General features: G+C 59.3%; 12 protein-coding genes and 1 tRNA gene. 2 read left to right on the top strand and 11 right to left on the bottom strand.

Annotation, left to right across the window (positions count from 1 at the left end):
• Positions 1-32: 32 nt before the first annotated feature.
• The 11 genes from iolE to ACR0MI_RS07945 all read right to left on the bottom strand — a co-directional run bounded on the left by iolE (position 33) and on the right by ACR0MI_RS07945 (position 9738).
• Positions 33-932, bottom strand: a complete 900-nt coding sequence (gene iolE / locus ACR0MI_RS07995; RefSeq protein WP_170614206.1) for a myo-inosose-2 dehydratase — start codon at positions 930-932, stop codon at positions 33-35.
• A complete protein-coding gene (gene iolD, locus ACR0MI_RS07990) occupies positions 929-2761 on the bottom strand; it encodes a 3D-(3,5/4)-trihydroxycyclohexane-1,2-dione acylhydrolase (decyclizing) (protein ID WP_170614205.1) in 1833 nt (610 codons plus the stop codon). Before iolD ends, iolE begins: the two co-directional genes overlap by 4 nt.
• Positions 2762-2920: 159 nt before the next feature.
• The gene (locus ACR0MI_RS07985) at positions 2921-3739 is read right to left on the bottom strand and encodes an ATP-binding cassette domain-containing protein (RefSeq protein WP_170614204.1); all 819 of its coding nucleotides are present in this window, start codon (positions 3737-3739) and stop codon (positions 2921-2923) included.
• 1 nt (position 3740) lies between these two features.
• Entirely contained in the window at positions 3741-4847 is a 1107-nt protein-coding gene (locus ACR0MI_RS07980) for an ABC transporter permease (protein ID WP_170614203.1), read from the bottom strand.
• A 69-nt stretch (positions 4848-4916) separates the two neighbouring features.
• Positions 4917-5837 carry a sugar ABC transporter substrate-binding protein gene (locus ACR0MI_RS07975; protein ID WP_170614202.1) on the bottom strand — a complete coding sequence of 307 codons (921 nt, stop codon included), beginning with the start codon at positions 5835-5837 and terminating at the stop codon, positions 4917-4919.
• A 123-nt stretch (positions 5838-5960) separates the two neighbouring features.
• Positions 5961-6974, bottom strand: coding sequence for an inositol 2-dehydrogenase (gene iolG / locus ACR0MI_RS07970; RefSeq protein ID WP_170614201.1), 1014 nt, complete (start codon positions 6972-6974; stop codon positions 5961-5963).
• Between the two features lie 191 nt (positions 6975-7165).
• Positions 7166-8284, bottom strand: a complete 1119-nt coding sequence (locus ACR0MI_RS07965) for a hypothetical protein (RefSeq protein WP_170619286.1) — start codon at positions 8282-8284, stop codon at positions 7166-7168.
• A gap of 113 nt (positions 8285-8397) precedes the next feature.
• The gene (locus ACR0MI_RS07960; RefSeq protein WP_170614199.1) at positions 8398-8625 is read right to left on the bottom strand and encodes a hypothetical protein; all 228 of its coding nucleotides are present in this window, start codon (positions 8623-8625) and stop codon (positions 8398-8400) included.
• Positions 8626-8851: 226 nt separating this feature from the next.
• Positions 8852-8928 (bottom strand) — tRNA-Arg (locus tag ACR0MI_RS07955).
• 21 nt (positions 8929-8949) lie between these two features.
• Positions 8950-9426 carry a GNAT family N-acetyltransferase gene (locus tag ACR0MI_RS07950; protein ID WP_170614198.1) on the bottom strand — a complete coding sequence of 159 codons (477 nt, stop codon included), beginning with the start codon at positions 9424-9426 and terminating at the stop codon, positions 8950-8952.
• Entirely contained in the window at positions 9427-9738 is a 312-nt protein-coding gene (locus tag ACR0MI_RS07945; protein WP_170614197.1) for an ETC complex I subunit, read from the bottom strand.
• Between the two features lie 176 nt (positions 9739-9914).
• Here ACR0MI_RS07945 and ACR0MI_RS07940 point away from each other — a divergent pair, with 176 nt between their 5' ends.
• Both ACR0MI_RS07940 and uvrB read left to right on the top strand, forming a co-directional pair.
• Positions 9915-10394 (top strand): SRPBCC family protein, encoded by a 480-nt coding sequence (locus ACR0MI_RS07940; RefSeq protein WP_170614196.1) that lies wholly within the window; start codon positions 9915-9917, stop codon positions 10392-10394.
• Between the two features lie 81 nt (positions 10395-10475).
• The gene (gene uvrB / locus ACR0MI_RS07935; RefSeq protein ID WP_170614195.1) at positions 10476-12662 is read left to right on the top strand and encodes an excinuclease ABC subunit UvrB; all 2187 of its coding nucleotides are present in this window, start codon (positions 10476-10478) and stop codon (positions 12660-12662) included.
• Positions 12663-12666 lie beyond the last annotated feature (4 nt).

Below are 12666 nucleotides of genomic sequence, written 5' to 3'. Positions count from 1 at the left end.
CATGGCCAAGGTGTTGCCCAATTGGGCGGATGTTACGCGACGATCTCCAATCCGGCCTGACCACAGACCTCGACGATGTGGTCGTAGCCTTTCTTGGAGTATTCATAGGGCGGCGCTTTGGCCGGGTCCTGCTCGGCCTCGACCACGATCCAGCCGTCGTAATCCATCGCTTTCAGCGCATTGGACACGGCCTGAAAGTCGATGCAGCCATCGCCCGGAACCGTGAACGCGCCGGCAATCACCGCATCCAGAAAGCTGCGGTTGTTCTCGCGCACGTCTTGCACGACCGCCGGACGGATGTCTTTGAAATGGACATGGTGCACCCGGTCGCCCCAGCGGCTCAGGGCGGCCAGAACGTCCCCACCGCCAAACAGCAGGTGGCCGGTGTCGAAACATAGCTTTACCTCTGGGCCCGACCCTTCCATCAGCCAGTTCACATCATCTTCGGTTTCGATGATCGTGCCCATGTGGTGGTGGTAGGCCATCGGCATACCCTGATCCGCCATCCATTTCGCCAGCTCGGTGATCTTGGCGGCATAGGCCAAGACCTCGTCCCTGGACAGTTTCGGGCGGTTGTTGACCGGGGTGCCGATCTGACCCTGCACGGTGTTCGAGCATTCGGCATAGACGATGCACGGACTGTTCAGAGCCACGAATTGCTCGACCTGCTCGCGCACGGCCTCACGCTCTGTCGCGAAATCGTTGACCAGCGACGCGCCCGAGCACCAGCCACCGCATAGCGCGATATCATTGCCTTCCAGATAGGCGCGCAGCCCGTCAGTGTCGCCGGGCATCCGCTGGCCGCGTTCGACACCGGTGTAACCGATCTCACGCGACTCCTTCAGCGCCTGCTCCATTGTATAGGCGGCGGTCAGATCCGGCAGGTCATCATTTTGCCAGGCGATCGGAGAGATCCCGATTTTCACGCTCATTTCGTGTTTCTTTCCTTGATGGCGACTTCATAGGCCGCGCGCTTTTCATTCACTTCAGGGCGGATGCTGACCTCGGGAACCGCCACTTCCCACCATGTGCCGCCATATTCGGTCGAGGGGTACGGATCGGTGTCGATCACCACCACATAAGGTCCTGTGACCTCGCCACGTTTGGCAAGCGCATCTTCCAGTTCGGCAATGCTGCTGACCTTGACCGATGTCGCCCCCATCGCCGCCGCATGGGCTGCAAAATCAATGGCCGAGGGGTTCTCATGCACCGCATGATCCAGCAGGTTGTTAAACTCGGCCCCACCCGTACCCATCTGAAGACGGTTGATGCAGCCAAAGCCGCGGTTGTCGGTAATGACCACGGTGAAAGAGACACCCATCATCGCCGCCGTCGCCATTTCCGAGTTCGCCATCATATAGGTGCCGTCGCCTGTAAAGCAGATCACGTCCCGATCGGGCTGGGCCATCTTGATGCCCATCGCCCCCGCGATCTCGTACCCCATGCAGCTAAAGCCGTATTCCATGTGGTAGGCACCGGGGCGCGGCGCTTTCCACAGCTTGTGCAACTCACCCGGCATGGTGCCCGCCGCGCACATGACCACTGTATCGTCATGCGCGGCGCGCTGAACCGCGCCCACCACCTGCATGTCCGTGGGCAGGGCATTGCCGTCGCCGGGCGCGTCTGTCAGTTTGTCGACCTTGCCGAACCATTCCACCTTCAGCGTGTCAGCCACGGGATCAGCGCGGTAGCCCTGAAGAGCGACGCCCAACTCCTCCAACCCGACACGCGCATCAGATTGCAGGGGCATCGCGCCATGTTTCTCGGCGTCATAGGCAGCAGTGTTCAGGCAGACCATCTCGCGTTCGGGGTTCGAGAACAGACCCCACGAGCCGGTAGTGAAATCCTGCAAACGCGTACCGATGCCCAAGACCAGATCGGCTTCGGCGCAGATATCATTGGCGGGTTGCCCGCCGGTCACACCAATGGGGCCCAGATTCAGCGGATGATCCCAGGCCAGCGCGGATTTGCCCGCCTGCGTCTCGGCAATCGGAATGTTGTGCGTTTCAACAAAGCTTTGCAGCGCATCGGTCGCGCCTGAATAGTGCACCCCGCCGCCGGCAACGATAACCGGGCGTTTTGCTGCCCTGATCGCGGCCACGGCGCGGGCCAGTTCGCCCTCGTCCGGGCGGATGCGGCGTTGATACCAGACACGGGGTTCAAAGAAACTTTCGGGGTAGTCGTAGGCCTCGGCCTGCACGTCCTGACAGAAGGCCAGCGTTACCGGCCCGCAATCGGCGGGGTCGGTCATGGTGCGGAAGGCGCGCGGCAGCGCCGTGAGCAGGTGCTCGGGGCGGGAAATACGGTCGAAATAACGGCTGACCGGTTTGAAGCAGTCATTGGCGCTGACGGTACCGTCTCCGAAATCCTCGATCTGCTGCAGAACCGGATCGGGACCGCGCGTGGCGAACACGTCGCCGGGCAGCAGCAGAACCGGCAGCCGGTTCACATGGGCCAGCGCCGCTGCCGTCACCATGTTGGTGGCGCCGGGACCAATTGACGAGGTCACGGCCATGGCACGCGTGCGGCGCATCTGTTTGGAATATGCAATGGCCGCATGCGCCATGGTCTGCTCGTTATGACCGCGATAGGTTGGCAGGCTGTCCCTTACACCATGCAAGGCCTCGCCCAGACCGGCCACGTTGCCGTGACCGAAAATCGCCCAGACACCGGCGATGAAAGGCTCTCCGCCCTCGTTCATCTGTGCCCCCAGATAGCGCACCAGAGCTTGCGCGGCGGTCAGTCGGATTGTCTTGCTCATCTTGATCCCTTTCAACACATGCCGCTGCGGGCAATCTGTCGGGTTTCGCATTTTTGAAGGTTTCAGGCGCATGAACCGGCCTGATCAGGGTGCGGCCGTCTGGTGCCACGGGGTTTGGATGGCCCACCCGTTGCGGCGGAACATCCTGTCGTTCGTCGCTCAGACGGTCCCGCCGAGCGATCCTTCGAGCTGGGCCATCTCCTGACCGCCTGCCATCAGGTCCTGCAACTCTTCCGGCGTAATCTCGCCACGCCTTGCAGTGCCCAGTGTCTTGCCGCGGTTCAGCACGGTAAAGCGGTCGCCCACCGCCAGCGCGTGGCGCACGTTGTGGCTGATGAACACAACGCCGACGCCCTGGCTGCGCACCTTGTCGATGGTGGCCAGCACGTTCGAGGTCTGGCGCACGCCTAACGCTGAAGTCGGTTCGTCCAGGATCAGGATCTTGGCACCGAAATAGACCGCACGGGCGATGGCGACGGTTTGACGCTCCCCCCCGGACAGGGTGCCCACGGCCTGATCCGGCCCACGCAGGTTGATGCCCATCTTGCGCATCTCTTCCATGCAGACATCGTTTGCCTGATCGACGTCGAACCGCTTGAGCAGACCTTTGCCCTTGGTAGGCTCGCGGCCCATGAAGAAATTGCGCGTCACGCTCATCAGCGGGATCATTGCCAAATCCTGGAACACGGTCGCAATGCCCGCCTCCATCGCATCGCGCGGCGTGTCGAAATGCAGGGGCCGACCTTCGAAAAAGATCTCGCCCTTGGTGGGTTTGTGCACGCCGGACATGGTCTTGATGAAAGTGGATTTACCCGCACCGTTGTCGCCCAGCAGACAGTGGCATTCCCCGGGCTTGACGTCAAAGCTGACGCCAGCAAGGGCGATGATATTGCCAAAGTGCTTTTCGATATTTTTCATTTCCACAATCGGGGCGGCATCGGTCGCGTCGCCGTGGTGAAACTTGGTGTCTTCGGTCATATCAGCGCTCCCCGGTTACGCGTTTACGGATCGCGTTGTTGAACAGAACGGCGATCAGCAGCATGGCGCCCAGGAAGACCTGAAACCAGTCCTGATCGAAGTCGGTATAAGTGAGGCCGATGACAACCATGCCGAAGATGATCGAGCCAAAGAACGCCCCGATGGCCGAGCCATATCCGCCGGTCAGCAGACAGCCGCCGATAACCGCGGCGATAATCGCCTCGAATTCTTTCTGGAAGCCCCGGCGCGCATCGGTCGAACCAGCGTCCATCACCGTGATGATCGCAACCAATGCGGCGCAGCAGGCGGTCAGCATGAACAGCGAAACCTTGACGCGGTTGACCGGAACACCCGAGTTCGAAGCCGCAACCCTATCCCCGCCCGAGGCGAAGATCCAGTTTCCGACCGGAGTGCGCAGCAGCACATAAGTCGCCGCCAGCGTGATGACGATGAACCACAGGATTTCGACCGGGATACCCGGCACCTTGGGCGCACCGCTTTTGAACGTGTCGATCATGCCGTTGGCCGCCAACCAGGCGAACAGGCCGCCGAACGCTTCGCCCGAAAAGAATGGTGCCAGCCAGTCGTTTTCGACCGCATCGCGCACACCGCGCAACTGGGTCGAGCCGCCTGTCGCCATTTTCAAACCAACCAGGGACAGGCCGCGCAGAATGAACAGAAACGCCAGCGTCACGATGAACGATGGCAGGCCCGAGCGGATCACGATATTGCCGTTGATCGCACCGACACAGGCCGCGAACAGGAATGTCATTGGGATGGCGAAGATCAGCGGCAATTGCCAGGTCACGACGCAGACGCCGAAAAACAGCCCCGAGAACGCGACCATCGACCCGATCGACAAGTCGAACTCTCCGCCGATCATCAGCAGCGCGGCCCCGATGGCCAGAATCCCCAGCTGCGCGGCGGGGGTCATGAAGTTCATGACGCCGGCAAGGGTAAACATCGACTCATCCGCAGTGATCGCAAAGAACACGAAAACCAGGACGGCACCTGCCATCGCGCCCAACTCAGGCCGTTTCATGAGTTTGGTTAGGAACGGTTCTTTCTTGACCCTTTCGTCCGATACGACGGGCGCTGACTCACTCATGGTTTCCTCCCAATTCGGTGAGATCGGCGCGCTGGCGCCGATCCTGTTGTTTGCCGGAACTTTCCGGGATTAGCGGATGCCCTGCGCGGACAGGTCGATCACCTGCGCCGCCTTTTCCTGCGTGATCAGGTTCGGACCCGAAGGCACGTTGCCGCCCGGCATCAGGCCGTATTTGGCGTGCAGACCCATGAAGTTCACCGACAGGTAGCCCTGCAGGTACTGCTGCTGGTCGATGGCAAAGGCCGCGTCGCCATCCGCGATCGACTGCAGGAAGTTTGCCGACAGGTCGAACGAGGCGACGTTCACGTCGCGGCCAGACCCTTTGACGGCTGCAACAGCAGGCTCACCAGCCGAGCTGGCACCCAGCGCCATGACGGTGTCGATGGCTTCGTTAGCGGCGAGCGCAGCAGCCACCTTCGATTCGATTTCCGACGGATCATTCGAGGTCGGCAGAACTTCGACATTGCCGCCAAAACCTTCGGTGAAGCCCGCGCACCGCAGGTCAAGCGCGACGTTGCCCACCTCGTGGTTGACGCAGATCGCCGTGCTGCCGCCCATCGACGCCAGTTTTTCGCCAGCGGCCTTGCCCGCGTCGAACTCGTCCTGACCGACATGCAGCAAGGCGCCCAGTTCCTTGGAAACGTCAGAACCCGAGTTTATCGAGATCACCGGGATACCGGCTGCAACTGCGCGTTCGATTGACGGGCCAAGCGCATCCGCATCCGGGATAGAAACGATCAGACCATCGGGTTCCTGGTTCACGGCAGCGTCGATCAGCTGCGACATGGCCACCATGTCGAAAGTTTCAGGCGCGCGATATTCGACGTTCACGCCCACGTCCTTGCCGGCCTGCTCAACACCGTTCTTGACGACGTTCCAGAAGGCATCATTGGCCTGGCCGTGCGAAACGACAACAATCTCCTGCGCGAATGCAGGTGTCGCCAGCGCCAGAGCCCCTGCTGCCAGTGCGCCCTTTACGAACTTATTCATTCTGTTTCCTCCCATTAGAACAGTCTATTTTGGTGTCGGGGTGTCAGCCCCAATCATTCGGCAGCGCCGAATCTCTGCGACTCCGATCTGATACGGAGCTGATGTCAGTTTGAAGCATTCCGGTCATTTTGCAACCGGTTTCAAAATTTCAGACATGTCAACCGGCCTTCCGGACTGCGTCGACCGCGTCGCGGCCTCGGCCATTGCAAGCGCGGCAACCCCGTCTTCCAGCGTCACCGGCAGCGCGGCACCCGTCAGGGCCGCCTGTACAAACGCATCCCATTCCGCCTGATAGGCCGGCATGTAACGCTCCAGGAAGAAATAGGTTGGTTTCGCCCCGACAACGCCTTTGTCGGTGGATTTGACCACCGTGTTTTCCAGCATATTGTGAGCCTGCAACAAACCCTCAGAACCCAGCAGTTCGACGCGCTGATCATATCCGTAGGCCGCCCGGCGGGAGTTCTTGATGACGGCTATCCGACCATCATCATAAGTCATTGTAACAACAGCGGTATCCACGTCTCCGGCCTTGCCGATTTCGGGGTCCACAACCGATGTCCCCACGGCGGAGATGGTTTTTGGCAGCTGACCCATCAGATAATTCGCCATGTCGAAATCGTGGATCATCATGTCCCGGAACAAGCCGCCGGACACCTTGATATAACCGACCGGCGGTGGAGCGGGGTCGAATGAGGTGATCGACAACATTTCGGATTTGCCGATTTCCCCTGCGTCCAACGCAGCCTTAAGCGCGGAAAAATTGGGGTCGAACCGGCGGTTGAACCCGATCATGACAGGTTGGCCACTGTCCGCCGTGGCCTTTTGACAGGCGATGGCGCGTTCGAGGTTCAGATCAACAGGTTTTTCACACAGAACCGCCTTTCCGGCACGGGTTGCCGCTTCGATCAGGCCGGAATGAGTGTCCGTTGGCGTGGCGATCAGCACCGCATCGATTGCCGGGTCCGCGATGATGTCGTCAGAACTGCGGGCCTCGGCCCCGGTGTCCGAGGCAAGGCCTTCAGCCGCCTCTGCCACCGCGTCGGACACAGCACATAGCTGGCTTTTTGGGTGGGCGGTGATCGCCTGCGCATGCACGCGGCCGATACGTCCGGCCCCCAGCAATCCGATCCTCAGCATTCAATTCTCCCGAATCCTTTATTCGCGTGACAGAATGTTTCGCTTTGCAACCGGTTGCAAGATGTTTTTGCGCAGTGCTGAAAATTGGTGCAGAATCCGGTCGCATGAGCCTGTCAGACCCGATGTGGCAGGCCCGGCTTTGCCGTGTTCTTCGTTGCCGGATCTGCTGCCTGACTGCACTTGAAGCGTGCCTACGACACACCGTTTGCAAAAACAGCTTCGGCGATTTTGGGGTCAACGACGACCACGTCGACAGTGGCGATATCCTCAAAAATCTCTGCATGCAGGGTGTCACCCAGAACGTCCTGCATCTGCGCCTTGTGGCCATTGATGGATGCGTTCAGCACATCCGCGTATTCCGTTGGCGTCAGCATTCCGGCAGCAAGCTTCGTGTAGGCATCCAGCAGGTCATGACGCAACTGGACGATCATTTCCTGATGCAAATCCACGTGCGATTGCATCAGTCCCGGATGTTCGTTTGGAGATACCAAAAACTCTGTTTCTTCCGAACACCGCGGGTAGCGCTTAGTCAGGCAGCCGTCGCAGATGCTTTTCCACCTCCTGACACCCTCTCCATGAGGTGCCAACAGACCCAACCGCCCGTAAAGCGTGTACGTCAGATTTGTCCAACCCTTTGATTTATAACCTTTTGCGTCATTCACCTCCAGCCCGGCCGTACACATGATCCTGTTGGTCGCCTGATGGCAGACACCGTCGAGACCGTACCGGATTCCGGCCAGACCCTTTGTCAGCGGATCGGTTCGCATTTGCGACAGGCAATCACATTCGGGTTGAAAGGCCATTCCATGACCGATGGACCGCTGGTTTTCGTCGTGATCGCCCCCGCAAGGCCACAGGTAGTTCCGCTTACCGGCATCATCGTATCCAACCGCATATGTATGGTCGGCATTCGACTTGATCGGATCGATAAAAGCGCCCTGCGCGAACATCTCGACCTTGCGCTCTTTGTAAGGGTCATAGATGTCGAACTCATCGTGCCACAACCGGTGGCGCTTCCCGTTGACCGTGTGAAAGACTTCGGCGTTGACAAATCTCGGCCTGATTGGATCGATACTCAGCCGAACGACCACCTCGTAGTTTGCAAGCGTCCATTTGTGGCTGTCCTGACCGCCCCAATGACCTTTGGCCGGGTCCAGAGTGATGCGGTAGGTGTGGTCCTTGCAGCCTGTTACGCTTGTTGGAATCTCAATCCTGGCTTTGGGGAAATCCACATAGACTTTTCCGTGAAATTTCACCGTGATTCCGGGCGCAACGCTCAGCTTTTGTGTCGAGATTTTGTATGTTCGCATAACAATGACCTTTCTAAAAATACTCGAAAGGTACATTGATCGGGCTAATCCGTCTGTGACGTATTCACGAAGCGCACAGAACACCGTCCAAGTCCGGGCCGCGTGTCCCCAGACTAGCCCCCGACGTAAACGCCGCTTTTGGGCCGGTAGAATATCTTCTGGTCGTGAAGCCGCCCCAACAGTTCCTGAATGTCGCGAAGCGTTTCTTCCCGCTTCGATTTCTCGTCTTCATCCTCTTGCGCAGATGCGTGAGACTGCGATGCCAAAGCGATCCGGAGAGAGCTTTCGATCAGGTCGATGTCCTTGACCGACAGTTCGAACATGTCGTTGTAGCGGGGCATTTCGGAACCTCCTGGCTGGGCGCAGGTTTCCAGACTGCCCCACGTCGCGTTCGATTACCACTTTTTCGTTACGGAGCGGGAAATCGTTGGGCCTAAGAGATGGCAGAGTATGGCCATTCGCCAAATTTCGAACAGGCCTTTTAAAAAGATCCGTTGAAAATCTTCGCCCAAACGAAAATAAAACCACGCGTTTGCAAGCTCAGGGTGTTAACCTGTTGTTGTAAAATGGCGATCCCTGAAGGACTCGAACCCTCAACCTGCTGATTAGAAGTCAGCTGCTCTATCCAGTTGAGCTAAGGGACCGCTGCGCCCTTCTTGCGGTTTTTACGGGCGGGGTTCAAGGGCCAAGCGCATGAAGGCGCTGTTGAGGTCGTCTTCATAACCGTAGATCGGCCCGCAATACGCATATCCCAGCGCCTCATACAGCTTTCGGGCCGCGTCATATTCGGGCAGGTGGTCGGCACCGGTTTCCAGAACCAGGGCGGAAACCCCTTCGCTCTGCGCCAGAATTGCCAGGTGGTTCATCATGGTGCGCGCCAGCCCGCGCCCGCGCACTTCTGAGATGATATGCACGGATTTCACCTCGGCCGTACCGTCCGGCAGGGTCTTAAGCGCACCGCACCCGACCGGCTTGCCGGCCTCATACATCGCCCAGAACCGAATGCCCGGCCCTGCCAGCGACTCGGCGTCCATGGTGTGGTTGCTTTCTGCAGGCCCTGCCGTTTCGCTATGGGCAAAATGCGCCTCGACCACCGGGCGCAATGCGTCCGAGGTTGGGTCGGCCTCGCGGATTTCGATCATTCAATGGGTCCAGGGACCGCGCCGGTCGGTTGCGAAATTCTCGCCATAGCCACGGGCGCGCAGGTTCGGTTTGCGCTTGTGCGGTTCGCTGACAACCGCATCAATCCCATTGCTCTTGGCATAGTCCAACGCTTCTTCCTTGGTGTCGAACTTGAGACGCACCTGGGTCTGTGTGTCACTGGATGAGGTCCAGCCCATCAACGGATCAACCTCACGCGCGGATGCAGGGGCGTATTCCAGAACCCACTTGCGGGTCTTGGCCATCCCCGAGGTCATCGCATTCCTTGCAGGCTGGTAAATCCGTGCGCGCATGTCGCCTCTCCGTACTCACTTGGCTTTGGATGTTATGCGTCAGAGCGCGCACGGGGACAAGTCCGCAATTGTCGCGGCGCGCCCGTAGGCTTTCGGCATCGCACGGCTCTGCTGATGCCAGAAACTGTCATCATGGTCATCTAAATATTGTTGAACCCCATGACGAGGATAGACAGATGATCCATCACGAAAGAACCCTGGAAATCGATGCCCGGCCCGAGGCCATCTGGTCTGTACTGAGCCGGTTCATGAATATCGACGAATTCGCTCCTCAGGTAAAATCCGTGGATGCCTTGACACGAGGCCAGAATGGCGTGGGATCAAAACGGCGCTGCCACTTTGAAAACGGCACCTCATTGGTAGAAGAAGTCACGGACTGGCAAATCAACCGGGGCTATCGTGTTCAACTGTCGGACATGTCTGCCATGCCTTTGACCGAAGCGCACGCAGCGATTGCTATCGAACCACTTGCGAACAACCGCTCAAGGGTGGTCTGGAGCATGGACTTTCAAATGAAATATGGGCCTCTGGGTTGGCTGTTGGGGCAGATGCTACTGAAGCCGATGATCGGGCGGGTTTTGGACCGCAACCTGAAAGCGCTCGCTGAGAAAGTGCAGTCGGACCACATTCCTTACCTGCAGTTTGCCTATTATTAGAACTGCGCACTCCAATCCGGATCAGCCCTTGCAGTTGGACAAAATAAGAACAAATGTAGGGGTCTGACCCGGAGCCTGCCTATGCCCTATGCCCATTCCGACAAGACCCAACTGACCGCAGAGGACGTGCGCGCGCGCCTGAAACTCGAGGGCGGCAAGCGGTTTGTCATGCACACCGAATTTGCGCCGGCGGGTGACCAGCCCACGGCCATCAAGGAACTGGCCGGGGGTGTTCTGGACGGCGAACGCGATCAGGTGTTGTTGGGCGCGACCGGGACGGGCAAGACTTTCACCATGGCCAAGGTCATCGAGGAAACCCAACGCCCTGCCATCATTCTTGCGCCGAACAAGACGCTGGCGGCGCAGCTTTATGGAGAGTTCAAAGGATTCTTTCCCGAAAACTCGGTCGAGTATTTCGTGTCCTACTACGACTATTACCAGCCCGAGGCCTACGTGCCGCGATCGGACACTTACATAGAAAAAGAATCCCAGATCAACGAACAGATCGACCGGATGCGCCACTCGGCCACGCGGGCGCTGCTGGAGCGCGATGACGTGATCATCGTCGCCTCGGTCTCCTGCATCTACGGTATCGGCTCGGTCGAAACCTATGGGGCAATGACGCAGGACCTGAAGGTGGGCCACGAATACGACCAACGGCAGGTGATGGCCGATCTGGTGGCCCAGCAATACCGGCGCAACGATCAGGCCTTTCAGCGCGGGTCGTTCCGGGTGCGCGGCGACAGTCTGGAAATCTGGCCTGCCCACCTTGAGGATCGCGCGTGGAAGCTCTCGTTCTTCGGCGAGGAACTGGAACAGATTACTGAATTCGACCCCCTGACCGGCGAGCGCGCCGCCACGATGGAACAGGTGCGCGTTTATGCGAATTCGCATTACGTGACGCCGAAACCGACGATGCGGCAGGCGATTATTGGGATTAAGAAAGAACTCCGCATCCAGCTGGACCAACTCGTCGGCGAAGGCAAACTGCTGGAAGCCCAACGTCTGGAACAGCGCACCAACTTTGACCTTGAGATGCTCGAGGCCACGGGCGTCTGCAACGGGATCGAGAACTACTCACGTTACTTGACGGGCCGCGCGCCGGGTGAACCGCCCCCGACCCTGTTCGAATTCATCCCCGACAACGCTATCGTCTTTGCCGACGAATCCCATGTCAGCGTCCCGCAAATTGGCGGCATGTACCGGGGCGACTACCGACGCAAGTTCACGCTGGCCGAACACGGGTTCCGCCTGCCGTCCTGCATGGACAACCGCCCGCTGAAGTTCGAGGAATGGGACGCCATGCGCCCGCAATCCGTCTTTGTCTCGGCCACCCCGGCGAAGTGGGAGATCGAACAGACCGGCGGCATCTTCACCGAACAGGTGATCCGCCCCACGGGCCTCTTGGACCCGGAGGTCGAAATCCGCCCCGTCTCGATGCAGGTAGACGATCTACTGGACGAGGTACGCAAGGTCGCCGCCAATGGCTACCGTACGCTGGTCACCACGCTGACCAAACGCATGGCTGAGGACCTGACCGAATACCTGCACGAACAGGGCATCAAGGTCCGCTACATGCACTCGGACATCGACACGCTGGAACGCATCGAAATCCTTCGCGACCTGCGACTGGGGGCGTTTGACGTACTGGTCGGCATCAACCTGCTGCGCGAAGGGCTCGACATCCCCGAATGCGGGCTGGTCGCCATTCTGGATGCAGACAAAGAGGGGTTCCTGCGCTCGGAAACCTCGCTGATCCAGACCATCGGCCGCGCCGCGCGGAACGCCGATGGCCGCGTGATCATGTATGCCGACAAGATCACCGGTTCCATGGAGCGCGCCTTGGGCGAGACCAACCGCCGTCGCGCCAAACAGCTCGCCTATAATCAGGAACACGGCATCACGCCGGAGACGGTGAAGAAGAATGTCGAGGACGTTCTGGCCGGTCTCTACGAAGGCGACGTGGATATGAACCGCGTCACCGCCACCATCGACAAACCGATGCACGGCGCGAACCTCGAGGCCCATCTGGACGGACTGCGCGAGCAAATGCGCAAAGCCGCCGAGAACCTGGAATTCGAAGAGGCCGCCAACATCCGGGATGAGATCAAACGTCTGGAAGCAGTCGATCTGGCCGTCGCCGACGACCCAATGGCGCGCCAATGGGCGGTCGAGAAAGCCTCAGAAGACGCGGTGAAATCACGCGGACGGTCAACGGCTGGCAGGCCGGGGCAGCGGGGCGGAAATGTGAAGCGGAGGAAGCGGTAGAAAT

The organism is Ruegeria sp. D4 (assembly GCF_056534475.1).
This window is presented reverse-complemented; position numbering and strand designations above follow the sequence as displayed.